17 protein-coding genes and 2 other RNA genes are annotated in these 24,054 nt (G+C 64.4%); 9 read left to right on the forward strand and 10 right to left on the reverse strand.

Translation table 11 applies throughout. The annotated features are described in order from the left end of the window. Position 1 precedes the first annotated feature (1 nt). From NDY25_RS15310 to NDY25_RS15320, 3 genes are all read left to right on the forward strand, one after another. Positions 2 to 1,264, forward strand: a complete 1,263-nt coding sequence (locus tag NDY25_RS15310) for a flavohemoglobin expression-modulating QEGLA motif protein (protein WP_168958243.1) — start codon at positions 2 to 4, stop codon at positions 1,262 to 1,264. 123 nt (positions 1,265 to 1,387) lie between these two features. Next, positions 1,388 to 1,461: non-coding RNA, sX9 sRNA (locus NDY25_RS15315), on the forward strand. Positions 1,462 to 1,635: 174 nt separating this feature from the next. After that, positions 1,636 to 2,316 (forward strand): type 1 glutamine amidotransferase domain-containing protein, encoded by a 681-nt coding sequence (locus tag NDY25_RS15320; protein ID WP_168958244.1) that lies wholly within the window; start codon positions 1,636 to 1,638, stop codon positions 2,314 to 2,316. A 64-nt stretch (positions 2,317 to 2,380) separates the two neighbouring features. Here NDY25_RS15320 and NDY25_RS15325 read toward each other — a convergent pair. The 3 genes from NDY25_RS15325 to NDY25_RS15335 form a co-directional block, all read right to left on the reverse strand. Continuing rightward, a non-coding RNA gene (locus NDY25_RS15325) (sX9 sRNA) lies at positions 2,381 to 2,457 on the reverse strand. 348 nt (positions 2,458 to 2,805) lie between these two features. Beyond that, entirely contained in the window at positions 2,806 to 4,725 is a 1,920-nt protein-coding gene (locus NDY25_RS15330) for an alpha-amylase family protein (RefSeq protein WP_168958245.1), read from the reverse strand. A 34-nt stretch (positions 4,726 to 4,759) separates the two neighbouring features. After that, the gene (locus NDY25_RS15335) at positions 4,760 to 7,213 is read right to left on the reverse strand and encodes a TonB-dependent receptor (protein ID WP_251755230.1); all 2,454 of its coding nucleotides are present in this window, start codon (positions 7,211 to 7,213) and stop codon (positions 4,760 to 4,762) included. A gap of 267 nt (positions 7,214 to 7,480) precedes the next feature. Here NDY25_RS15335 and NDY25_RS15340 point away from each other — a divergent pair, with 267 nt between their 5' ends. Further along, a complete protein-coding gene (locus NDY25_RS15340) occupies positions 7,481 to 8,800 on the forward strand; it encodes an MFS transporter (protein WP_168958247.1) in 1,320 nt (439 codons plus the stop codon). A 488-nt stretch (positions 8,801 to 9,288) separates the two neighbouring features. Here NDY25_RS15340 and NDY25_RS15345 read toward each other — a convergent pair whose 3' ends face one another. The 4 genes from NDY25_RS15345 to NDY25_RS15360 all read right to left on the reverse strand — a co-directional run bounded on the left by NDY25_RS15345 (position 9,289) and on the right by NDY25_RS15360 (position 14,108). After that, positions 9,289 to 10,320, reverse strand: a complete 1,032-nt coding sequence (locus NDY25_RS15345; RefSeq protein ID WP_168958248.1) for a LacI family DNA-binding transcriptional regulator — start codon at positions 10,318 to 10,320, stop codon at positions 9,289 to 9,291. 237 nt (positions 10,321 to 10,557) lie between these two features. Next, positions 10,558 to 11,298: an acetoacetyl-CoA reductase gene (gene phbB / locus NDY25_RS15350; RefSeq protein WP_023905067.1), complete on the reverse strand. Its 741-nt coding sequence runs from the start codon at positions 11,296 to 11,298 to the stop codon at positions 10,558 to 10,560. Between the two features lie 173 nt (positions 11,299 to 11,471). Further along, positions 11,472 to 12,800, reverse strand: a complete 1,329-nt coding sequence (locus NDY25_RS15355) for a CitMHS family transporter (protein ID WP_115040946.1) — start codon at positions 12,798 to 12,800, stop codon at positions 11,472 to 11,474. 114 nt (positions 12,801 to 12,914) lie between these two features. After that, positions 12,915 to 14,108, reverse strand: a complete 1,194-nt coding sequence (locus NDY25_RS15360; protein WP_168958249.1) for an OprO/OprP family phosphate-selective porin — start codon at positions 14,106 to 14,108, stop codon at positions 12,915 to 12,917. 277 nt (positions 14,109 to 14,385) lie between these two features. Here NDY25_RS15360 and NDY25_RS15365 point away from each other — a divergent pair, with 277 nt between their 5' ends. From NDY25_RS15365 to NDY25_RS15380, 4 genes are all read left to right on the forward strand, one after another. Next, positions 14,386 to 15,087 carry a response regulator gene (locus tag NDY25_RS15365; protein ID WP_104549768.1) on the forward strand — a complete coding sequence of 234 codons (702 nt, stop codon included), beginning with the start codon at positions 14,386 to 14,388 and terminating at the stop codon, positions 15,085 to 15,087. Further along, positions 15,080 to 16,465 (forward strand): sensor histidine kinase, encoded by a 1,386-nt coding sequence (locus NDY25_RS15370; protein ID WP_168958250.1) that lies wholly within the window; start codon positions 15,080 to 15,082, stop codon positions 16,463 to 16,465. The genes NDY25_RS15365 and NDY25_RS15370 overlap by 8 nt, the downstream gene beginning before the upstream one ends. Continuing rightward, positions 16,465 to 17,514, forward strand: a complete 1,050-nt coding sequence (locus tag NDY25_RS15375) for an ABC transporter substrate-binding protein (protein ID WP_168958251.1) — start codon at positions 16,465 to 16,467, stop codon at positions 17,512 to 17,514. The genes NDY25_RS15370 and NDY25_RS15375 overlap by 1 nt, the downstream gene beginning before the upstream one ends. Positions 17,515 to 17,704: 190 nt before the next feature. Beyond that, positions 17,705 to 18,343, forward strand: coding sequence for a response regulator (locus NDY25_RS15380; protein WP_168958252.1), 639 nt, complete (start codon positions 17,705 to 17,707; stop codon positions 18,341 to 18,343). A gap of 114 nt (positions 18,344 to 18,457) precedes the next feature. Here NDY25_RS15380 and NDY25_RS15385 read toward each other — a convergent pair whose 3' ends face one another. After that, complete coding sequence (locus tag NDY25_RS15385) at positions 18,458 to 20,578, reverse strand: TonB-dependent receptor (protein WP_218974017.1); 2,121 nt, start codon at positions 20,576 to 20,578, stop codon at positions 18,458 to 18,460. A gap of 362 nt (positions 20,579 to 20,940) precedes the next feature. Between NDY25_RS15385 and NDY25_RS15390 the strand changes: the two genes are divergently transcribed. After that, entirely contained in the window at positions 20,941 to 21,843 is a 903-nt protein-coding gene (locus NDY25_RS15390; protein ID WP_168958288.1) for a LysR family transcriptional regulator, read from the forward strand. Here NDY25_RS15390 and NDY25_RS15395 read toward each other — a convergent pair. Further along, entirely contained in the window at positions 21,835 to 22,602 is a 768-nt protein-coding gene (locus NDY25_RS15395) for a substrate-binding domain-containing protein (RefSeq protein WP_180336549.1), read from the reverse strand. The genes NDY25_RS15390 and NDY25_RS15395 overlap by 9 nt on opposite strands. An 8-nt stretch (positions 22,603 to 22,610) precedes the next feature. Further along, on the reverse strand, positions 22,611 to 23,960 hold the full coding sequence (gene tcuC, locus NDY25_RS15400; RefSeq protein ID WP_168958254.1) for an MFS transporter: 1,350 nt from the start codon (positions 23,958 to 23,960) through the stop codon (positions 22,611 to 22,613). Positions 23,961 to 24,054: the final 94 nt, after the last annotated feature.

Below are 24,054 nucleotides of genomic sequence, written 5' to 3' on the forward strand. Positions count from 1 at the left end.
AATGCCGCTGCGCAAGGCGCCGCCGGACATCGTCCATCACGCGGCGCTGGATGTGCGCCTGGTCAAGACGGTGCGCGGCGTGCGTTTGTTGGCCCTGGCCAGCTGGCCGCGCTCGCTGCAGGAGCCGTTTCTGCAGAGCGTGGCGCGTGGTCAGCCGGAACTGCCGCAGGTGGAGTATCCGGCGCTGGATTTCGGCGATACCCGACGCGAATTGGCGGCGATTGCGAAGGCCGCCGATCCGCATCATCCGCTGGGCGCGTATCTGATCGACTCGGCGCATAGCTGGGGCCTGGCTGCCGGCCTGCTGGAGTCGCTGGGCACTACCGCAGTCAGCGATTACTCGGCGCAGCTGTTTGGTGTGCCCGACGACCCGATGCCGGGCAACGGCCCGACCACGCGCGAGGCCGCACGCCACTTCATCCAGATTGCGCAGGAACTGGACCGCGAACTGCTGGCGCCCGAAGAACAGGTGCCGGTGTCGGCGACGGCCTTGCGCATGCAGTTGCAGAACGATCTGGATGCGTTCTTCGAAGGCCGCGTCATCACGGTCACGCTGGACCCGGATCTGCTCGCCAAGGCGGCGGCCGGTGCGCACCGCATCCGCTTGCGCAGCGGTGCGACGTTCAGCGATTACGACCGCGCGCAGTTGTTCCATCACGAAGCGCTGGTGCATTCGCTCACAGCACTCAATGGGCGCGCGCAGGTGCATCTGCCCAGTCTGGGTATTTCGTCGCCGCGTACTACCGCAACGCAGGAAGGTTTGGCGACCTTCGCCGAGCAGATCACCGGCAGCATCGACATTGAGCGCATGAAGCGCATCAGCCTGCGCATCGAGGCGATTGCGATGGCGCGCTCGGGTGCGGACTTCATAGACGTGTTCCGCTATTTCACCGAAGGCGGGCAGAGCGTGGCGGAAAGTTTTTCCTCGGCGCAGCGCGTATTCCGCGGCGTGCCTACGTCGGGTGGCGGCGCCTTCACCAAGGACACCGTGTACCTGCGTGGCCTGGTCGCGGTGCATACGTTCTTCCGGCATTCCCTGCAGCGCGATCAGCTGCAGCTGTGCCGGTACCTGTTTGCCGGCAAGATGGCGCTGGGCGATGTGGCGCGCTTTGCGCCGTTGTTCGACAGCGGCGTGTTGGTTGCACCGCGCTGGCTGCCGCCGTGGGTAAGCCGGGTCAGCGGGCTGGCCGGCATGCTGGCGTTTTCGTTGTTCGCCAATCGCATCCGCATGGATCAGCTGCAGCCGCCAGCGATGAATGTCTGAGCGTCGTTACGACAGGGTGCGAGCACTTGCCGGGTAGGTGCGAACGCGCGCCGCGACTTTAGCGCAGCTGAAACAACCACTGCGTTCACCGTCAGGCGGTCGCGGCCAATGCTCGGAATCGGCATAGCCACTCGTACACCCCGGTTCCTCCGTGCCGTCCGCACCACCTGACGCCTGCTCGCTACGTTTTGTTAGCCGCTCTTGAGAGGCGTGCGTCCCTTGCGGATGCAGCGGGCCTCGCGATTGCGTGGCCTGCTGCAAGTGGCGCTGAACCGTATGCATCGCGGCGACGTGTTCTACACGATGTTGCAACGGGCTGATCCGGACACTGGTCGCCTCGCCCGAGATGGGCAACGACACGAGACAATGCGATGAAAATTCTGATGGTGCTCACCTCCCACGACCAACTCGGTGATACCGGCAAGAAAACCGGCTTCTGGCTGGAAGAATTCGCCGCGCCGTATTACGTCTTCAAGGATGCCGGCGCAGACATCACCCTGGTCTCGCCCAAGGGCGGCCAGCCGCCGCTGGATCCCAAGAGCGACGAGCCCGACGCACAGACCGATGCCACCAAGCGCTTCAAGCAGGACGCCGACGCGCAGCAGGCATTGGCCAGCACGCATCGTCTGGCGGACGTCAAGGCCGAGGACTTCGATGCCGTGTTCTATCCGGGCGGCCACGGACCGTTGTGGGATCTGGCCGAAGACGCGCAGTCGATCGCCTTGATCGAAGCCTTCGCCGCTGCCGACAAACCGCATGCCCTGGTCTGCCACGCGCCGGGCGTACTGCGTCGGGTCAAGGGCAGCGATGGCAAACCGCTGGTCAATGGCCGCCGCGTCACCGGCTTCACCAACAGCGAAGAAGAAGGCGTAGGCCTGACCAAGATCGTGCCGTTCCTGGTCGAAGACGTGCTGACCGAACTCGGCGGACGTTACGAGAAGGGCGCCGACTGGGGCGTGCATGTGGTGACCGATGGCACGCTGGTGACCGGGCAGAATCCGGCCTCGTCCGAAAAAGCAGCCGAGACGTTGCTAGAGTTGTTGAAGCGCTGATTTTGCGGTTGTCGTGTGGTCGTGCATCGACTGACGGAGAAAGCCGCGACTTTTGACTTGGAGCGGCTGACAAAACGTAGCGATTAGTCGTGCAGGTGGGTGCGGACGGGGCGGAGGAGCGGGCATGTACGAGTTGTACATGCAGATGCCGAGCCCCAGCCGCGCCCGACTGACGGTGAGAGCAGTAGTTCTGTAGCTGCTCTTGGTCGTGCGTTTTCAGAATGCCGCAGCATCCGACAGCTCAACGCAATCAGTGCTCGCAACCAAGCGCACCGACCATCTCGACTGGCCCTTGCCCGCCCACCGTCGCGGGACCTTACGCGGCATGGATGCCGCGTAAGAGCCTACACGGACGTACTTGCGGCGTGTCCTGCGACGGTGGGCGGGCAAGGGCCCTGCAGCCAGGCCGCAGACCATCCGCTCTGGCAGATCATCCGCTTTGAAGTGCGCTTCAACACTGAAGTGCGCTTCACCACTGCTCAAAACCGCTCAGGCACTACGCTCCAACCAGCGCACCGCATAAGCCGGCAGCACCAGTCGCATGTCATCGCTCAGCGATTTGACCGCTGCGTCGCTGTCATCAGCCAGCAACGTCCATCGGCCATCCCCGATCGCAGCAAGCTCCACCGTCAGCGGCTGATCGCCGAAGTTGTGCACGGCCAAGAAACCATCGCCACGCGTCAACGCAAACAGTCGCGGATCGCCCAGCGCCACACTGCCCAACGCCTGATCGGCTGCCAAAGCAGAAAGCGCAGCACGTTGCCGGATCAATGCACGCAACCGGCGATACACCTTGCCGCTCAAGCTATCCGCAGTCTCACGTTGAGCAGCAAGCTGCCAATCCATCGCCGGGCGATGCAACCAGCGGCCTTCGTGCTGACGAAGCGGGTCGCCTCGATAACTGATGTCGTTAGGCAAGGCGAGTTCGTCGCCCATATAGATCAACGGCACACCCGGCATTGCCAGTGCGATCGCATAGAGCAACACCAACCGATCCACCGCAGTGTCCAACGCCACCGCATCGCCTGCCTCCTGCGCCGCCTGAATGCCCGCAAGCGCAGCGGCCATGCCATTGGTGCCATGCACGCCGTCGCCACTGCTCTGGAAGCTCTCGCCGCGCGCGTAACTGCCTGGCACATCATTGGCATAGAAACGCGCGACATCGCGTAACGCAAACGGTGGCTGCTCGGCATTACCGGCCGCTTCATGCTGCAGCACGTTCCAGCCGATATCGTCGTGGCAGCGCACATAGCTCAGCCACGCGCAGTTGTGCGGCAACGGCGGGCTATGCGCGATGACGGTATGCAGAATGTCGCCGCGTTGCAGCGCCAAGGCCGACCAGCCGGCTGCCATCAGCGTGCTGTGATACGCGAGATGGCACTCGTGTCCCTGATCCGCACCTGTGCCGAAATACGGCGGCAGCTGCGTCATCGGCACGATGGCTTCGGCCTTCATCACCACCGAGGGCGCCACGATGTCGGTGACCGCGCGTAGCGCCACCAGCAAGGTGTGCGCTTCGGGCTGATTCATGCAATCGGTGCCGGTGCGCTTCCACAAATACGCCGTGGAATCCAGCCGAAATGCTTCCACGCCCAGATTGGCCAGCTGCAGCATCGCCAGCGCCATCTCGCCGAACACCGCCGGGTTGCTCCAGTTCAAATCCCATTGATAGGGATAGAAGGTGGTCCACATCCAGTGCGCAGTGTCGTCCACCCAGGTGAAGTTGCCGGGCGCGGTATGCGGAAAGACTTGCCCCAGCGTGGCTTCGTACTGATCGGGCAACGTGCGGTCTGCAAAGTGATGGTAGTAATCGAGATAGCGTGCGTCGCCCGCACGTGCAGCTTGCGCCCAGGCGTGATCGTCGGCGGTATGGTTGAGTACGAAATCCGCGCACAGGCTGATGCCGGCCTCGCGCAGGCGCGTGGTGAGCGCGATGAGATCGTCGTTGTCGCCCAGGCTTGGTTCGACCTGGCCGTAATCGCTGACCGCAAAGCCGCCATCGTTATCGCCGGCACGCGCGCGCAGGAATGGCAACAAGTGTAGATAGCGCACGCCCAGGTCCTGCAGGTACGGCACACGTTCGGCCACGCCTTGCAAGGTGCCGGCGAAGCGGTCCACGTAGGCGCTGTAGCCCAGCATGTGGTGTTCGCCAAACCAGCCGGGCTGACGCGTTGTGTCCAGTTGTTGCAGTGGCTGCGGGCGCTGTTGCGCAGTGTTGCCGAGCGCGCTCAACCACTGCGTCAACCACGGCGCATAGTCCGGGCGCTGCCCATACAGCGCTTGCAGCGCGTCGAGTAGACGCGGCGCATGCTGATCGAAGCGCGGCAACAGCGCATTCGCACGCTGCGCATCCAACGGCGCAGCAAAGGCTGCGCGCACTACAGTGAAATCGATGGGGGAGGTGCTCATTGGCAAGCGCCGGGAAGAATCCGGCGAGGGGTCCTTAGAAGTCGTAGCGCAGGCTGATGCTGGTGGTCCGGCCGGCGATCGAACGCGCGCGGATGATGCCGTTGGCGGGAATCGTGGCTTCCTCGGCTTCGGTCAGGCCAAACGTGTTGAACAGGTTGTTGACGTTGAGCGCCACAGTGAGCGCATCGGTCACGCGGTAATCGCCGAACAGGTTCACCTGCGTATAGCCTGGCATCTTCAGCTGGTTGGAATCCTGGGTGTAGGCATCGGTGGTGCCGATCAGGTTCACGCCGAACTGATAGCCGTCGCCGCGATAGCTGGGCGTCAGCTGCCAGACAACATCGGCCTGGCGGCGCGGTACGTTGCCGGTGTTTTCCGGGGTGATCTGGTCGCGGGAAATCTCCGCATCGGTCCAGGTCAGGCCGCCGTTGAGGGTGAATCCTTCGTAGCGGTAGCTGGCTTCCAGCTCCACGCCGTGCGCCTTGTAGCTGCGGTTGAAGAAGCGCTGGCTGGTCACTTCGAAGTTCTGTTCCTGGGTACGTGCGGAGAACGCGGTCGCAAACAGGCTCAGCCCGTCGCGGCGCCACTTCAAACCGGCTTCGGTCTGGCGGACCACGTTGACGCCCTCGTCGGAAGACACCGAGCCGTCGTCGCGGATCACGCCGAGCAACAGGCGGTCGGCATTGGCGCGTGCGCCGCGGCTGATGCGCGCGAATGCGCCCAGGTCGTCGTTGATCAGATAATTGCTGCCCAACGAATACGACAGGTAATTCCAGTCGTAATCCACCGGCCGCGCGTTGGCGGTATCGACCGTGGCCACGCGTTGTTCCACCGGCTGGATCACGCCATCGCCGTTGACGTCCAGGTTCTGTGCGATCGCGGTACCGGAATAGCTGCCGCGTGCATCGCCCATGTCGTAACGCAGGCTGCCGTCGATGCTGAGCTTGCCACTGTCGAAGGTGAGCGCCACGTAGGGTGCGTTGACGTCGTAGCGCACGTCGTAGCTGCGGGTGTTGCAGCAATCGCCCCAGAACGGCACGCCGTAGGCGTACAAACCGTTTTGCGAGCGCGACACGCCGCCGGCATCGACCACATTGAGCAGGCGCGAGTCGCGGCCCAGGGTCTTCACGTAGGAGTTCCAGGTCCAGTCCATGTCGATGGTCTGGCGCGAGCTGTAATAGCCCATGCGCAGGGTGAGCGTGCGGTCATCGCCGTCGAACGCGCGCGAGACGCTGAGGTCGTTGGTGACGTTGCCCAGGTCGTTGATCGCCACGTTGAACAGATGCGTGCGGATCGCGTTGCCGGTATAGGCCTGGCCGGCGTCGGGGCCGCTGGCCTGCACCAGTTGCGCTCCAGCGCCGCCGATGGAAGAGGCGAGCGAGGCGGCATCGGTGACTTCGGCCGGAAACGGGCTGACGAAGCGGCCGCTGTTGTCGGCGATGCGGAATTTCTCGCTCAGGTTCCAGCCGTTGCCCAGGTCGAACCAGGCTTCGGCGCCGATGGTGCGCGAGATCGGGTGCATGCCGTCGCCCAGGTCGGTGCGGCGCGGCTGGTTGTTGCCATCCAGGCCCACATCGCTGCGGAAATTGCGGCTATACAAGGTGTCATTGCCTGGGTCGAAGCCGGCGAAGCCGCCCAGGTCCGGCGAGCCGTCGCGGCCACGCACGGAGGTGGGCACCGGCAGATAGCCGGCGGCGCGGTCGTTGAGGTATTTGCCGTACACACGCACGTAGCCGTTCTCGAACAGGCGGGTGAGGTTGGCCTTGAGCTGGCCGCCCTTTTCGGTGGTGTAACCGGCGTCGCGCACGCCATCGCCCTGGCGGAAGAAGCCGCCGATATTGAACTGCCAATGTTCGGCAAACGGTGCGCCGTAATTGAAGTCCACACGCGTGCTGTCGTAATCCACGCCGCGGCTCACGCCGACGCTGCCGCCTGCGGTGTCGCCGGTCTTGCTGATGAAGTTGATGATGCCGCCGGGCGCGTTGCTGGTGAATGTCGAGGCCGAACCGCCGCGGATCGCTTCGATGCGGTCCATCGTGAAATCCGAACGCAGGAAGATATCCGAGTTGCCGAAGGCGATATCGCCGAACTCCATCACCGGCAAACCGTCTTCCTGCAATTGCAGGAACTTGGCGCCGCCCGAAGCGACGGGGAGGCCGCGCACGGCGATATTGGCGTTGCCTTCGCCACCGCTGGATTCGGAGCGGATGCCGGGGATGTTGCGGAAGATCTCGGCGGTGCTGCGCGGCGCCGACTGTTCGATCGCCTCGGCGCCCACGGTGCTGACCGACACGCTGGACTTCAACTTGGTGGTGGCAGTGGAGGTGCCGGTGACGAACACCGAATCCAGATTGACCGCGGCGCTGTTGGCAGCCGGCGGGGTGGTGGTTGCGCTTGTGGCGTCCTGCGCCAGCGCGGCAGGCACGCACAGGCAGGAGGCGACCGCGCAGGCCAGGGCATGCAGGCGAAGGGTGTGCAAAGTGGACATCGCGGTTCTCTCTCTCACGGATGGTGGTGTGCCGATATCTGCATCGTCCCCTCCCAGGGAGTGGCCGTGTGGCCTGCAGTGCGAGCGCAGTAATACGCTGCAATACAATCGATTGCAATCCTGCATTGCAGCAATCCAATGCATGCTGAAAAGGCACAATCTTCAAAGCGGAAGCGTGTTGCATCGCAGCGTTACAATCGATTGCATAAGCGTCAGCGTACAGTGCGCTGCGGCCACCGATCGCCGCACCCAAGCTCAGGATCTTGTATGTCGTCGAACGCTCCACCGCTTTCCTTCCTGCGCATCCTGGCGCTCAACGCCGGCTTTTTTGGCGTGCAATACAGCTTCGGGTTGCAGCAGAGCAATATGAGCCCGATCTACAACTATCTGGGTGCCGACCACGCGAGCCTGCCGTACCTGTGGCTGGCCGGGCCGATCACCGGGCTGGTGCTGCAGCCGTTCGTGGGCGCATGGAGCGACCGCTCGGTGACCCGCTGGGGCCGGCGCATGCCGTACATGGTGCTGGGGGCGCTGGTATGCAGCCTGTGCCTGCTGGCGATGCCGTTCAGTACCGCGTTGTGGATGGCGGTATGCCTGCTGTGGATCCTGGATGCGGCCAACAATGTGGCGATGGAGCCGTACCGTGCCCTGGTCAGCGATGTGCTGGCGCCGCCGCAGCGGCCGCTTGGCTATCTCACGCAAAGCGCATTCACCGGTCTTGCGCAGACGCTGGCCTATCTCACCCCACCGTTGCTGGTGTGGCTGGGCATGAATCAGGACGCCGCCAATGCGCACCATATTCCCTACGTCACCATCGCTGCGTTCGTGATCGGCGCGGGATTTTCTGCCGCCTCGATCCTGCTCACCGCGCGCTGCGTGCGCGAGCCGGCGATTGCGCCGGCCGAGATTGCCCGCATGCGCCAGACCGGTGCAGGGTTGGGCGCGACGGTGCGCGAAATCTACGGTGCCTTGCGTGCGATGCCACCCACCATGCGCCAGCTCGCACCGGTGATGCTGTTCCAGTGGTATGGGATTTTTTGCTACTGGCAATACATCGTGCTGTCGTTGTCGACCACGTTGTTCGGCACCACCGGGGCCAACTCGCACGGCTTCCGTGAGGCGGGATTGGTCAACGGGCAGATCGGTGGCTTCTACAATTTCATTGCGTTTCTGGCCGCGTTTGCGATGGTGCCGGTGGTGCGCCGCTTCGGCCCGAAATACACGCATGCGGCCTGCCTGGTCGCGGCCGGTATCGGCATGTGGGTGTTGCCGGGCATCCAGGACCGCTGGTTGATGCTGCTGCCGATGATCGGCATTGGGCTGGCCTGGGCCAGCATGATGGGCAACCCGTATCTGATGCTGGCCGACAGCATTCCGCCCGAGCGCACCGGCGTGTACATGGGCTTGTTCAATCTGTTCATCGTGCTGCCGATGCTGATCCAGATCGTCACCTTGCCGCTGTATTACGAGCGGCTATTGCACGGCGACCCGCGCAACGTGATCCGTCTTGCCGGCGCGCTGATGCTGGCTGCGGCGATCGCGATGCTATGCGTGCGCGTCCGCAAGCCCAAGGCGGTGGCGGCTTAGAGCGGCTGACAAAACCACTTCACGCCGGTCTACTGCAGGCCGGCTGATCTGCTGCCTGGCTGCGGGGCCCTTGCCCGCCCACCCTCGCGGGACACGCTGCAAGTACGTCCTTGTAAGCTCTTACGCGGCATCCATGCCGCGTAAGGTCCCGCGACGGTGGGCGGGCAAGGACCAGTCGAGATGGTCGGTGTGTAGGGTTTTAAACAAAGCTACCGGTCAACTCTCTGGTGCGGTGAGGGCACCGCGCCCTCGACCGACTCAGCGTTCGACCTGGACTTTTGACTGCATCCACCAAGATGCGGCAGACAAAACCACTGCACTCACTGACAGGCGACCGCTCGCTAGGTTTTCTTAGCCGCTCTTAGTCGCCACGCCTGCATTGCTGCATACCGGGCGCCGTCGAGTGCGCTCGCGGAGGCGAGGACGTACGGCTGCGCGCAGCACCTCCGCTTTTGCGATTCCCCAATCCCCAATCCCCAATCCCCGCTTCAAGCGGACTCGCGCACCACCAGCTTCACCGCCATTTCCACCGATTCCACTGATTCGCCGGCGATCAGCGCCAACAGTCGATCCACCAGCAGGCGTGCCGCAAGCCCCAAGTCCTGCCGCACCGTGGTCAGTGGCGGCTGGCTATAGGCGGCCAGTGGAATATCGTCGAAGCCCACCAGCGAAATATCCTGCGGCACACGATGGCCGGCTTCGACCAGGGCGCGAATCGCACCGACTGCGATCACATCGGAGGCCGCGAACAGCCCGTCCGGTGGGTCGGTCTTCTTGAGCATCGCGCGTGTGAGGCGGTAGGCGTCTTCGCTGAGGAAGTGGCTGCGTGCATGCAGCCGTGTATCGAACTCCAGCCCATGCTGCTCAAGTGCATGCCGATACCCGGCAAAGCGCGGTGCGACCTCGGGCAGTTGGTCGTCGCCCAGAAAAGCGATGCGGCGACGGCCACTGGCGATCAGATGTTCGGTGGCAATGGCACCGCCCTGAAAGTTGTCGCTGCCCACGCTGATGTACGACTGCCCTTCGATCTTGCTGCCCCACACCGCCATCGGCAGACCGTCGCGCGCGGCGGCATCGAGCGCATCGTGTTCGGAGCTTTGCCCGAGCACGATCACGCCATCGGAGCGGCTGCCGCGTGCCAGTTGTTCCACCCATCCATCTTGATGCCGGTCCAGCTTGGACAGCAGCATGCTGTAACCGCGCCCGGTGAGTTCTTCGGCCAGCAACGCCAGCATGGTCATCATGAAGGGGTCCGACAGCGGCTGATCCAGCGCATGCATCATCGGCACCGCCACGCTCACCGTGTTGGAGCGTTTGGCGCGCAGGCTGCGCGCGATCGGATCGACCTGATATCCCGCATCGGCGGCAATCTGCTTGATGTAAGCGCGGGTGCGCTCGGCCACCACAGGACTGCCAGCCAACGCGCGCGACACGGTGGATTCGGACACGCCCGCCATGCGGGCGATATCGGCCATCTGCGGGCGTGCGCCCGGCGTTGCGCGTTCTGAAGGTTTGACCATGACAACGCGCTGCTTAAAACCAGAGTGTAATCAGTTCGCGCAGCAGGTGGGTTACTCATCGCAGTGGCGGTTGCTTGCGGGCGATGACCAACTGCAAGCACGCACATCGGTGCAAGCGCACAGCCTGTAGGTTGTGCTTGCCACTCGCCAAGCATGACGCTTCACAGTGGCTGACAAAACGTAGCGTGCACCGGCCGCGCCCGCCTGGCGGTGAGCGCGGTAGTTCTGATGGCCGCTCTAGCCCATGTAGAGGCCGCCGTTGACGGCATAGTCCGCACCGGTTACGTAGGCGGCTTCATCGGAAGCCAGCCACGCGCACAAACCTGCGACTTCTGCAGGTTTGCCGAGCCTGCGCACCGGCACCGAGGTGGCCAGGCGGTCGAGCACGTCGGGCGGAAAGCTGCTGATCGAGGCACTGGCGATATAGCCCGGCGAAATGGTGTTGACGGTGACGCCGCGCGAGGCGACCTCTTGCGCCAACGCGCGACTGAAGCCATGCATCGCCGCCTTGGCGGTGGCGAAATTGATCTGCCCGATCTGGCCCTTGTGCGCGCTGACCGAGCCGATGTTGACGATGCGTCCCCAGCCACGCGACGTCATGCCATCCACCACCTGCTTGGTGATGTTGAACAACGAATGCAGATTGCTGGCGATCACCGCGTTCCAGTCGTCGCGCGTCATCTGCCGGAACAAGGTGTCGCGGCTACCGCCGGCGTTGTTGACCAGCACATCGATCTCGCCGACCTCGGCCTTGACCTTGGCGAACGCAGCCACGGTGGAATCCCAATCGGCGGCATTGCCCTCGGAGGCAACGAACTCGAAGCCTTGCTCGCGCTGCTCACGCAACCACGAGGTCTTGCGCGGCGAATTGGGCCCGCACCCGGCGACCACGGTGTGCCCGCTGCGCGCCAGCTTCTGGCAGATCGCGGTGCCCACACTGCCCATGCCGCTGGTGACGTATGCGATGCGAAGTGTCATTGGTTTTAACTCCTTCGGAGTTTGGGAATGGGAATCGGAAGTGGGGAATCGGTAGAGCAGGAGCCGCGCTTGCGGTGTCTGTCTGTTGTCCATGTGGAAGTCAGGAATCGACACGACAGCACAGCGCCGCCCTTACGATTCCCCATTCCCGATTCCCCATTCCCGGCGGGCGATCAGCGCGCCAACGGAAACAAGCCAAACAACAATCCGCCCGCCAACATCAGCATCGAAATCAGCACCGCCCACTTCAGCGTGAAGCGTTGATGGTCGGCGAAGTCGACCTTGGCCAGGCCGACCAGCAGATAGGTCGATGGCACCAACGGGCTGAGCAGATGCACCGGCTGACCGGCGAGCGAGGCGCGGGCCATTTCCACCGGGGTGATGCCGTAGTGGCCGGCCGCTTCGGACAGGATCGGCAGCACGCCGAAGTAGAACGCGTCGTTGGACATGAAGAACGTAAACGGCATGCTGACGATCGCGGTGATCACCGCCAGATACGGGCCCCAGCTGTCGGGGATCACCGCCAGAAAGCTGCGCGACATCGCCTCGACCATGCCGGTGTTGGACAGGATGCCGGTGAAGATGCCGGCGGCAAAGATCAGCGACACCACCGACAACACATTGCCGGCGTGATTGACCAGCCGGCGGCGCTGCTCGGCCAGGTTGGGGTAGTTGATCATCAGCGCCAGCGCAAAGCCGATCATGAACAGCACCGGCATCGGCAGCACGCCCACCACCAGTGCGGCCATCAGCGCCAGGGTCAGGATCAGGTTCACCCACAGCAGCTTGGGCCGCTTCATGTCCTCGGTGTCTTCCACGCGCGGCAATGCGTCGTTTTCCTCGGGCAGGCTGGTGTCCAGCCAGTTGCCGTCGGCCGGCAAACGCACCACGCCCAGGCGGCGACGTTCGCGCATGCCCAACAGCCAGGCCAGCGCGATGATGCCGGCGATCGCCATCGCCATCGCCGGTACCAGCGGCACGAACACATCGGCCGGATCCACATGCAAGGCGGTGGCGGCGCGCGCGGTGGGGCCGCCCCACGGGGTCAGATTCATCACGCCGCTGGCCAGGATGGTCACGCAGGTGAGGTTGAGCGCGTTCATGCCCAGGCGCTGATACAGCGGCAGCATCGCCGACACGGTGATCATGTAGGTGGTGGAGCCATCGCCATCGAGCGAGATCAGCATCGCCAGGATCGCCGTGCCCATCACGATCTTCAGCGGGTCGCCCTTGACCAGGCGCAGGATGCGACCGACCAGCGGGTCGAACAGACCGGCATCGATCATCACCCCGAAGTAGAGGATGGCGAACATCAGCATCACGCCGGTGGGCGCGATCTTCTTGATGCCGTCGAGCATCATCTCGTTGATGCCGGTGCCGAAGCCGCCCAGCAACGCGAACACGATCGGTACCGTGATCAGAGCCACCAGCGGCGACAACCGCTTGCTCATGATCAGGTACATGAAGGTGATCACCATTCCGAAACCGAGCGCGGTCAGCATGCGGGAAAATCCTTTGAGGCGTGCAACAGGGAGAGGGTGGAGCGTGCGCATGCAGCGCGAAAGCGATGACGCGTTTGCAGTTGCTGGAAATCTGGCGCGGTCACGAACGACACATCAGAAGTCGTATTGAAAACGGCCGGTCACTGCCAGCGTGTGGTCGACCACCGCATCGAACATGCGGTCGCGGTTGCGGCTGTCGATCACGTTGAGCATCACGCGCAGGTTCGGCTTGAAATACCAGTTGCCGCCCAGCGTCCACGACTGCGTGCTGGCGTCAATAAAGTTGGGCTGGCCATCCATGTGCTGGTCGCCGCGCATGTAGTCGTAGCGCAAGGCCAGCTCGAACGCGCCGGAGGGACGATTGGGCATCTTGATCCGGCTGAAACGCCCGGTCTTGCGGTCGTAGCCGCGCGACTCGCCGGTGACGAACCAGCTGACCAGGCCGTAGCTGGCCAACACCTTGGCATGCTGCCCGCCGTCGTCGAGCAGGCCGCCGCTGAATTCGCTCTGCCACGACCACGGGCCCAGCACTTCCGCGTATTCCAGCGACCACTTGTCGAGGTCGGTGTCGCGGCCATCTGCAAAGCGCGCCAGCGTGATGCGGCTGTTGTTGGCCAGATCGTTCTCCGGACGTGGACGGATCAGCAACGGCGCCGCACCGCCGCTGCCCGGATGCGAATAGCGCTCATGCGCCAGCGACACGCCCAGGTGGCGTAGCCGCGCCTCGCCCATCTCCGGTGCGAAGGTCAGGCGCGTGCCGAGCGCACCGCCCTTGGTGGACGAATTGTCGATGCTTTCCAGGCTATAGGCCGCTGTGGACCAGGTCGCATCGGGGCGATTGGCCTGCCACGAAATCGCCTTGCGATAGATCGGCGCCAGCGTGGTGGAGGCATAGCCGCGTTCCAGAAACGGGCCGTAGTTGGAACCGGTGCGATCGTCCAGCGAAAAGTATTGCTTGAACTGGCCTACGGTCAGCGTACCGGCGGAAAACTTCTTGGCGATATACACATCGCGCGCCAGGATGCCGCGGCTGCCGGATTCGTACTGCAGGCCGGCAAATTCCGCTTCGGCCTTGTAGTTGAAGCCATAGAACTTGCCCGCCACATCCAGCCACACGCGGCGGAACTGGGTGTCGTTGCGCTCGGGCGTGCCGCGTTCGTCGTTGTCGAACATGGTGAAATCCCAGTGCACACGCCCGCCCACCTCGGCGGTGACCGGACCGTCGCCATCGGCCGCGCGAACAGCCGGTGCCAGGCAGATCGCGGCGCAGGCGGTGAAGACGCGCAGACGCAAGGTGTCGTTGCTCACAGACCCTCCCAGGTACATGTGTGAATCACGTTCAGCGATGCACCGCACAACCACACTGCGGCGCGTTGGCAGCAGCCTAGTCCGGCGAAGCTGTCATGGACCTGTCGTTGGGGCGGGAATGGGGAGTCGGGAATGGGGAATCGCAAGAGCGTTAAGAGCTTTTGTCTTCGCGGCCTGTTACCTTCCGGCCGCAGCCAACCGCCGTTCCGATTCCCCATTCTCCATTCTCCATTCCCCATTCCCCATTCCCCATTCCCCATTCTCGATTCCCCGCCCAATGCGCCTGCTGCTAGTCGAAGACAACGCCGACCTCGCCGATGCCATCGTGCGGCGCATGCGCCGTAGCGGGCATGCGGTGGATTGGCAGGCCGATGGCCTGGCGGCGGCGAGTGTGTTGCGCTATCAGAGCTTCGATCTGGTGGTGCTGGATATCGGCCTGCCCAAGCTGGATGGGTTGCGGGTGCTGGCCGGTATGCGCGAGCGCGGCGATACCACGCCGGTGCTGATGCTCACCGCGCGTGATGGCATCGAAGACCGCGTGCAGGCGCTGGATGTCGGCGCGGACGATTACCTGGGCAAGCCGTTCGACTTCCGCGAGTTCGAAGCGCGCTGTCGCGTGCTGCTGCGGCGCAATCGCGGCCAGGCCAGCGAGGTGGTGCAGATCGGCGGTTTCGTGTTCGATAACGCCGCGCACACGCTACTGCTGGACGGCGTGCCGATCGAATTGCCCAATCGCGAATACCGCTTGTTCGAAATCCTGATCGGGCGGCTGGGGCAGGTGGTGGGCAAGGACGAGATCGGCAACGGTTTGTTCGGTTTCGACGACGATGCTGGGCCCAATGCGATCGAGCTGTATGTCGGCCGCCTGCGGCGCAAGCTGGCGGGGGCGCCGTTGCGCATCGTCACCGTACGCGGTGCCGGTTACAAACTCGAAGAAGCCGACCCGCACGCGCCGGTGGAGCCGGGCGTCGATGGCTGAGCCGCTGCCGGTGGCGCCGTCGATCCGGCGCACCTTGCTGCTGTATCTGGGCAGCCTGTCGCTGCTCGGCGCGGTGGTGCTGTTCTTTGCCGCGCGCGATTATGGCGAGCGTGCGGCCAATCGCTCCTACGACCATCTGCTGGTGTCCTCGGCACTGTCCATCATCGACAGCGTGGCCTTGGTCGGCGGCGACTGGCAGGTGGATCTGCCGTATGCCTCGCTGGATCTGCTCGGCATGGCGCCGGAAGACCGCGTGTTCTATCGCGTGTTCGATGCGCAAGGCCGCACCATCACCGGCGAAGAGAATTTGCCGCTGCCGCCACGCCCGCCCAGCGACGAGCGCCCGCTGTTGTTCGACGCCGACTACAGCGGCGAGCCGGTGCGCTTTGCGGTGGTGATGCATCGGGTGGCATCGGCGTCCGGGCAGGGCGAAGTGCGCGTGCAAGTGGGCCAGACCCGGCGCGCGCGCGATGCGCTGGCGCGCGATGTGGTGCTCAATGCCTTGGTGGCGATCGGCGTGTTGTCGCTGCTCGCCCTGGGCCTGGTGTGGCTGGGCGTGTATCGCGCGTTGCGTCCGTTGCAGCGCATCGAGCGCGATCTGTCGCGGCGCGAGCCCTCCGACCTGAAACCGCTGAGCGTGCCCGCACCGCAGGAAATGCAGTTGATGGTGACCGCGCTCAATCGCTTCATGGCGCGGTTGTCGTCCAGCAATGAAACCTTGCGCGCGTTCATGGCCGAAGCCGCGCACCAGATGCGCACGCCCCTGGCTGCCTTGCGCGCGCAGGCGCAGCTGGCGATGGACGAGGATGACCCGCGCGAGATGCAGCGCAGCCTGGTGGCGATCGAGCGCAATGCCAGCCATATGAGCCGGCTGCTCAATCAATTGCTCAGCGATGCCAGCGTGATCCACCGCGCCAATCTGCAGCGCTTTGCCACGGTGGATCTGGCCGAGGTCTTGCACCAGGCCTTGCACGAAGCGCTGCCGCGTAGCGACAGTGCGCCGCGCGTGCACCTGGCGATCGACCCGCAACCGGCGCTGTTGCATGGCGATGCCTTGCTGTTGCGTGAGGCGCTCAAGAACCTGATCGACAACGCCTGCAAGTACGGTGGCGGCGCGCCATTGCAGGTGGCGCTTACCAGCGATGGCAGCCACCACGTCATCACCATCGCCGATCACGGCCCCGGCATTCCCGCAGCCGAAGCCGAGCGCGTGTTCGAACGTTTCGCGCGCGGGCCGGATGCGCCGGCCGGCGGTGCGGGGCTGGGGCTGGCGATCGTCAAACGCGTGGTCGAGGCGCATGGCGGGCGCATCGATCTGGCCAACCGCGTCGGCGGCGGGCTGATCGCCTCGTTGCATTTTCCTGGAGGGACACGCTGATGCGTGTGCTGTTGCTGATGGTGGTATTGCTGGCACATGGCATCGCCTGCGCCGCGCCCGGCGATGTACGGCGGTTTCCCGCGCAGGGCCCGATGCAGGCGCAATTGCGCGTGCAGGGCTCCACCGATCTGGAGGTGTTTGGCGCGGTCATCCAGGACTACCAGCGCCTGCATCCGGGCACCGAGGTGATCTACGAAGACGTGATCGCCTGGGACATCTATGCGCGCTATCTGCATCCAGGCAAGGCCACGCCTGCTGCGGACATGCTAATCAGCGCCAGCATGGATCTGCAGACCAAGCTGGTGAACGATGGTCACGCGCTCGCGCACCGCTCCGCACAGACCGAAGCGCTGCCGGCGTGGGCGCAGTGGCGGCACGAGGTGTTCGGCATCAGCTACGAGCCGGTGGCCATCGTCTACAACACGCGCAAGCTGGCGGCCGCACGCGTGCCGCGCACGCGCAGACAGTTGTTGGCCCTGTTGCGCGCGCCCGATGCGCCGCTGCGCGGCCGGGTGGGCACCTACGATGTGGAGCGCAGCGGCGTGGGCTATCTGTTCGCCACCCAGGACGGGCAGGTCGGCAGTATCGCCGGCGCGCTGCTGGCCGCGTTGGGCGCGAACCAGGTCAAGCTGGAAGAACGCACGGGCACCTTGCTCGACCGCGTCAGCCGTGGCGAGCTGCTGCTGGCCTACAACGTGCTGGGCTCGTACGCGCAGACGCGCATCGATGCCGGCGCGCCGCTGGGCATCGTGCAGCCGCAGGACTACACGCTGGTGGCGCTGCGCACCGCAGTGATCCCCAAGACCGCGCCGCATGCGCCCGAGGCGCGCAGATTCCTCGACTACCTGCTCTCGCCACGCGGCCAGCAGGTGCTCTCGCGCGAGGCGCGATTGATGCCGATCCTGCCGGCCGCCGGTGGCCGTGGCGGCTCGGCGCAACCGCCGTTCCGCCCGATCCCGCTGGGCCCTGGCCTGCTGGTGTATCTGGACAAACTCAAGCGCCGGCAGTTTCTGGACGCCTGGCGCGCCAGCACGCAGCCGCCGCGCTAGCGCGAGCAGTAACCAGCGGCGATAGGCGCTGCGCGTCCGCGCTGCGTGCGCCCGGGGTGCATGTGCTGGAGCTGGAATCGGCGGTCGCCACGCATGCGCCGCCGCCGGCGCGCCGCCCTGACACGCGCGCCGCCGTGGTGGTGGACGCTCGGGGACGGAAACAGACACGTCCATGTGCCAGACTTGGCGCATGGCCGATCTCACCATCCTCGTCGCCGACGACCACCCGCTGTTCCGTGCCGCCGTGATCCACGTGCTGCAGCAGACCTTGCCGCAGGCCGATGTGGTGGAAGCCTCCAGCGCCGCCACGCTGAGCGCCATGCTGCGCTCGCATCCGCAAGCCGAGCTGGTGCTGCTGGACCTGGCGATGCCGGGCGCACGCGGCTTCTCGGCGCTGTTGCACGTGCGTGGCGAGCACCCGGACATCCCGGTGGTGGTGATCTCCTCCAACGATCACCCACGCGTGATCCGGCGCGCGCAGCAATTCGGCGCGGCCGGTTTCATTCCCAAATCCACCCCGGCCGAATCGATCGGCACCGCGGTGGCCAGCGTGCTGGATGGCGGCACCTGGTTCCCGCCGATGACCGCCGAGCGCTCGGAGGCCGACGCGCAACTGGCCTCCAAACTCGCTCAACTCACCCCGCAACAGTTCCGCGTGCTGCTGAGCCTGGCCGACGGCCTGCTCAACAAGCAGATCGCACACGAACTTGGACTGGCGGAAAACACCGTCAAGGTGCACGTCACCGCAATCCTGAAAAAGCTGGATTGCTACAGCCGCACGCAAGCGGCTGTACTGGTCAAGGCATTGGAGCCGGAAGGCGAGGGCTGAGCAGATCGCTTCAGTCACGCCTCTGAAGCGGCCACGCAGTCACCGCGTTCGCAGCAGCACGCTTGCGCAGACCTATCGCGCGCATGCGTGCACATAGATGATCGACCTACGCGATTAAAAATCGAGCGAATACCCCAGCGTGAACGTACGGCCACGGCCGGCGAAGTAGCGCAGCGGTTCGACCAGGGCCGATTGCGAGTAGTAGGTGATGTACTGCTTGTCGAACAGGTTGGACACGCCCATGCGTATCGCACCACGCGGCAACGCGTAGTTGAAGGTCGCATCCACCAGCGTGTAGCCGCTGAAGCGCTTGTCGGCCTCGTCGAAGGGTTGGCTGAAGGCATGCTGGGCCTGCACGAACGAGGAGAACTTCGGCGTCCACTGCGCCGACCACGACGCGATCACCCGATTGGGCGCCACGTTGAGGCCATCCAGGCGTGCGTCCAGTTGCCCATCGTTATCGCTGTCGTAGCGGCCACGCGTGTACGCGTACGACAGGCGCAGGCGATGCGTCGCATCCAGGCGATACCCCAGGCTGGCGTCCACGCCCTGCACGCGGGTTTTCTCGCGGCTCATCATGAAGGCACCATTGATCGGCACCACGCGCGTGCCCAGATCCGAGTTGGACTGGAAGTAACTCAGGTCCGCATCGAAGGCGCCGCGCGTGAGGCGGGTGCCGGCTTCCACGCTCTTGGTCAGGATCGGTTCCAGCGTGCTCAGGTTGGCCACGCGCGTGCCCGGCGTATTGATCGCGCGCAGCACGCGGCCCACGTCCGGCATACCGAAACCTTCGGAATAGCTGGTGAAAAAGCTCACGCCTTCGAGCGGCGTATAAACCAGGCCGGTGTTGTAGAGGGTCTGGTTGAAGTCGAGCGTGCCGCCTTCGACATCGACCCGGTTGTAGCGCCACAGCGTCTGGTAGCTGTCGATCTTCAACTCGGCTTCTTCGCGGCGCACGCCGGCGTGCAAGGTGAGCGTGGGCAGCAGCTTGTATTCGCCCTGCACGAACAGCGACAGATTGCGGTAGTCCGACTCGGGCACGTAGGTGCGCCCGGTGCCGTAGAGATCCTGCTTGCCGGTATCTGCCAGCAGGTCGACGCCGCCGGTGAGCTTGAGCCGGCCGTCGAGCAGATCGTCCTTGGTCAGGCTGATCTTGCTGCCCCATTTGGAGGCGACCGACCGCGATTGATCGTACAAGCTGCCGACCGGTGCGATGCGCGGGTCCTGGAACGTGGACGAATTGTCGGCTCCGAACAGCCCTTCGAATTCCTGGTTGAACACCATCGCGCTCAGCTGCATGCCGGCCAGATCGTCATCGGTGTACGACAGGCTGGAGGTCAGCACATCGTTCCACGGCGCGGTGCCTTGCGGGGTGCCGCGCACCGAGGTGGTGGGCAGGCCTTGCGCACGGTTGCCGGCGATGCCGATGTAGTCGTTGTCGTTCTTGATGCGGTAGCGGTTGACGCTGACGCTCAGGCGCTGCGCATCGGTGAGCGCGTAGCCGAGCTTGGCCAGCACGTCGTAGCTCTTGGAGGTCATCAGGTCGCCCTGGGTGTTGTCGGCACCGATTGGCCGGCCTTGTCCGTCCACATACAGACCTTGATCGCTGTAGCTGGCCGAGAACAGGTAATCGAGCTTGTCCGTGCGGCCGTCCACGCGGTAGCGGGTCTCAACGCTTGCGGTTTCTGCACGCGTTTCCGAGGTGGGCGCGGTGGCCTGCACATCGACGTGCTGGTTGAGCTCACCGTCCTGCGGACGCCGGGTGATGATGTTGATGGTGCCGCCGGTGGCGCCCAGGCCGTTGATCGCGTTGGCGCCCTGGATCACCTCGATCCGCTCGACCATCGCATAGTCGATGGTGTGCGCTTCGCGCCCGGTGGGGCGGATCGGATTGGACTGCGGCACGCCGTCGATCAGGATCAACGGCGTGCGCCCGCGCAGCGTTTCGCCGCTGCCATTCATCTTGCCGCGGCTGGGCGTGTACGACGGAATCAGGTTGGCGAGCACGTCGGAGGAGTTGCTGGAGATCGTCAGCTGTTGCTGGATCTGCGCCTTGTCGATGATCAGCACCGTCTGCGGCGACTCGGCCACGGTCATGTTGGAGCGCGAGGCGGCAACCACCACGGTGTCCAGCGTATCGGTGACATCCGATTGTGCGGACGCGCTGGCAGAGGCGAGCAGGCAGAGGGTGGCAACGAACGGCACGCCGGCCGATGCGGAGACGGGAGATTTCATCAGGCAAGGAACTCCAAAGCGTGGCCGCAGCAGGCACAAGGCATGCGCGACAACGCGAAAGCGGCAATCAAATGGGAATCATTATCGATATTCTAGCAGGCGCGGGCGCCACGGCGTTCGGCATGCCGCTCTGCTGCGAGCATGCGACCGCACGCCTTGGCAGCATCGTTACGCTGCCGGAGCATTGCGATGCGAGTGCAGGCAGTCGCTGTGCTCAGCAGCGCGTGCACGCCTAGCTCGACGACGTTCTGCACGCACGCTGCAAGCTGTGCGCGATGCGTCTGCCCGGGCATGCTCGCGCAGCAAAGCAGGCAACTGTCTATGCTATGCCGACCGCCATCGAACATCGCAGCTGCGGCACCGTGACCATCAAATTCGACCTCAACGATCTACAGGCATTTCGCGCGGTTGCCGAAAACGGCAGCTTTCGCCGCGCCGCCGAACGGATACGGATCACCCAGCCGGCGCTCAGCCGCAGGATCGACAAACTCGAGTCGGCGTTGAACGTCAAGTTGTTCGAGCGTACGACGCGCAAGGTGGCGCTCACCACGGTCGGCCAGGCTTTCATGCCGCAGGTCGAGCGCATGCTCGACGATCTGGATCTGGCGTTGATGAGCATCGGCGATGCCGGATCGAGCAGGATGGGCACGGTGACCGTGGCGTGCGTGCCGTCTGCGGCGTACTACTTCATGCCGCAGGCGATTCACGGGCTGCATCAGCTGTTTCCAAAAATCCGCATCCGGCTGTTCGACGGCAGCGCCAGTCATGTCAGTGCGGCAGTGGCCTCCGGCGAAGCGGATTTCGGCGTCAGCTTCAGCGGCAACCTGGCACCGGAGGTCGAGTTCGAGCCGCTGCTGCAGGAGCGCTATGTAATCGCATGCCGCCACGACCATCCCTTGTCCCGGCGCGAACAGGTCAGTTGGCAGGAAGCTTATGGCCACGACTACATCACGCTCGACAAGACATCGGGCAATCGGCTGGTGCTCGATCGGGCGCTGTCTGCCTTTACGCCGGACCGGCCCAGCATCTGCGAAACCCGCCATGTCACCACCTTGCTGGGGCTGGTGGAAGCAGGCGTCGGCATTGCCGCGGTTCCTTCGATCGCAATGCCCTCCCGCCCGCATCCGGTGCTGGCGGCGGTGCCGCTGGTCGAACCGGAGGTGGCGCGTAATGTCGGGATGCTCAAACGCCGTGGACGCACGCTGACACCTGCCGCGCTCGAACTGGCTGCACTGGTGCGACGGATGCCCGCGCGCTCACGGTGAGACCGGATCCAGCCCGGTCGCGCGCGCGACCGCTTGCGCCTCACGCGACTGCAGGTAGGCAAGCAGGCGCTTGGCCGCTTGCGGATGCGCCGCAGTGACCGGCACACCCGCCGCATAGCGCGTGACCGACTGCAGCGGCTCGGGGATCTTGCCGACAAAATCCACGCCTGCCACCGGAAGCAGTTCGGCCACCTGCTGAAAGCCGAGCTGGTAGCTGCCGTTGGCCACCATCGCGCCCACCGGGATGCGCTCGATCTTGCGGCTCTTGGCCATCATCGGGCCTTCGATCTGCAGCCGCTTGAACAGCGTGGTCTCGATGTAGACGCCACTGGCGCTGTCGGAATAGGCGACGGAATCGGCCTGCAGCAGCGCCTTCTTGAACTGTGCGACGTTGCCGATCTTCGGCTTGCGTGCGCCGCTGCGCACCACCATGCCGATCCTGGAATCGGCCAGCTCCACCCGCGATGCGGGGTCCACCACTCCTGCATCGATCAGCTTCTGCAGCGCACTGCCCACCATGATCACCACATCGGCATGCTCACCGCGGGCGAGCCGGCTGGGAATGGATTGCGGCGTCTGGCCCATCGAAGGGCCGTGCAGCGTCTCGAGCGTCGTGCCGGTCTGCGTGCTGTACTGCGGGGCCAGGCGTTCGAAGGCGGCAGTGAAGCCGCCCGAGGTCATCACGGTCAGATCCTGCGCGCCTGCGGCCAACGGCAGCAGGGCAATGGCGACAACCGCACCCAGCCATTTTTTCCACACGGCCCGCATCATTTCGCCGCTCCCGCAGCAGCATCGAGGCCGGTCGCTGTCGCTGCGTTGCCATGGCGTCGGTAGAGAAACAGCGTTGCCATCAGCGCGCACACAGACGCGAACACCAGCCAGTAGCCAGGGGCGGCCTTATCGCCGGTGACATGGATCAACCAGGTGGACATCACCGGCGTAAAGCCGCCAAAGACCGCCGTGGCCAGGCTGTAGGCGAGCGAAAATCCCGCCACCCGTACATGCGCCGGCATGAGTTCGGTGAGCGCAGGAATCATGGCGCCGTTGTAGATGCCGTAGATGAAGGACAGCCACAGCAGCGCCTGCAACATGTGCGCAAAACTCGGTGCGGCGGCCAGGAACGCGAGTACCGGATACGCGCTCAGTACGCACACCACCGACATGGTCACCAGCAGCGGTTTGCGGCCGAACCGGTCGCTGAGCGCACCGCCGATCGGCAGCCAGATGAAGTTGGAGATGCCGACCAGCAGCGTCACGATCAAAGCGTCGCCGGTGCTGAGTTTGAGCACGCTCTTGCCGAAGGTCGGTGCGTAGACGGTGATCAGATAGAACGCGGTCGTGGTCAGCGCCACCATCAACCCGCCGGCGATCACGGTGCCGGCATTGTTGGCCAGCCCGCGCATCACCTGCTGCATCGTGACGCGCTGCGTGCGCTGCGCGAACGCCGCAGTCTCTTCCAGGCTGCGCCGCAGCAAGAAGATGAAGGGGATGATGACGCAACCGATGGCAAAGGGAATCCGCCAGCCCCATTGCGCCAGATCCTGCGGCGCCATGAGCTGGTTGAGCGCATACCCGATGGCTGCCGCAGCGACGATGGCCACCTGCTGGCTGGCCGATTGCCAACTCGCATAGAAGCCACGCCGCCCCAGCGTCGCCATCTCGGCCAGATACACCGACACGCCGCCCATTTCGGCACCCGCCGAAAAGCCTTGCAGCAACCGCCCGAGCAATACCAAGGCCGGTGCCCACAAACCGATGCTGGCATAGCCGGGCACCAGCACGATCAGGACGGTGCCGCTGGCCATGATTGCCAGGGTGACGATCAGGCCCTTGCGGCGGCCCACATCATCGATATACGCGCCCAGGATCACTGCACCCAGTGGACGCATCAGAAAGCCTGCGCCAAACACGGCGAAGGTCATCATCAACGAAGCGAATTCGTTGTTTGCCGGGAAGAACACCGCGGCGATCTGCGTTGCGTAGAAACCGAACAGGAAAAAGTCGAACTGCTCAAGGAAATTGCCCGAGGTCACCCTCAGCACCATTCCCAGTTTCGACTGCCCCTTTGCCTCAAGGTTGGAAGTCTGCATAGATCGCCCTCCACGACAGGTATGCATGTGCGGAACATCTGAGGCGATCGATTCTGGTGGAGATGGCCGATGTTGATAATTGCTGCTTTCTCATCGACTGATGCAGGTTGAACATCAGCAC

The organism is Xanthomonas hortorum pv. pelargonii (assembly GCF_024499015.1).
In the GTDB taxonomy this organism is placed as follows: Bacteria; Pseudomonadota; Gammaproteobacteria; order Xanthomonadales; family Xanthomonadaceae; genus Xanthomonas; species Xanthomonas hortorum_B.

Excerpts from the sequence above, each read along its gene's own strand:
- phbB (WP_023905067.1), bottom strand. The coding sequence starts at position 11,298 with ATGACACTTCGCATCGCATACGTCACCAGCGGCATGGGCAGTGTGGGC.
- NDY25_RS15355 (WP_115040946.1), bottom strand. The coding sequence starts at position 12,800 with ATGCTGACCGCGCTCGGTTTCGGAATGGTGATCACCTTCATGTACCTG.
- NDY25_RS15370 (WP_168958250.1), top strand. The coding sequence starts at position 15,080 with ATGGCTGAGCCGCTGCCGGTGGCGCCGTCGATCCGGCGCACCTTGCTG.
- NDY25_RS15320 (WP_168958244.1), top strand. The coding sequence starts at position 1,636 with ATGAAAATTCTGATGGTGCTCACCTCCCACGACCAACTCGGTGATACC.
- NDY25_RS15340 (WP_168958247.1), top strand. The coding sequence starts at position 7,481 with ATGTCGTCGAACGCTCCACCGCTTTCCTTCCTGCGCATCCTGGCGCTC.
- NDY25_RS15385 (WP_218974017.1), bottom strand. The coding sequence starts at position 20,578 with ATGAAATCTCCCGTCTCCGCATCGGCCGGCGTGCCGTTCGTTGCCACC.
- NDY25_RS15380 (WP_168958252.1), top strand. The coding sequence starts at position 17,705 with ATGGCCGATCTCACCATCCTCGTCGCCGACGACCACCCGCTGTTCCGT.
- NDY25_RS15335 (WP_251755230.1), bottom strand. The coding sequence starts at position 7,213 with ATGTCCACTTTGCACACCCTTCGCCTGCATGCCCTGGCCTGCGCGGTC.
- NDY25_RS15345 (WP_168958248.1), bottom strand. The coding sequence starts at position 10,320 with ATGGTCAAACCTTCAGAACGCGCAACGCCGGGCGCACGCCCGCAGATG.
- tcuC (WP_168958254.1), bottom strand. The coding sequence starts at position 23,960 with ATGCATACCTGTCGTGGAGGGCGATCTATGCAGACTTCCAACCTTGAG.
- NDY25_RS15365 (WP_104549768.1), top strand. The coding sequence starts at position 14,386 with ATGCGCCTGCTGCTAGTCGAAGACAACGCCGACCTCGCCGATGCCATC.
- NDY25_RS15310 (WP_168958243.1), top strand. The coding sequence starts at position 2 with ATGCCGCTGCGCAAGGCGCCGCCGGACATCGTCCATCACGCGGCGCTG.
- NDY25_RS15375 (WP_168958251.1), top strand. The coding sequence starts at position 16,465 with ATGCGTGTGCTGTTGCTGATGGTGGTATTGCTGGCACATGGCATCGCC.
- NDY25_RS15330 (WP_168958245.1), bottom strand. The coding sequence starts at position 4,725 with ATGAGCACCTCCCCCATCGATTTCACTGTAGTGCGCGCAGCCTTTGCT.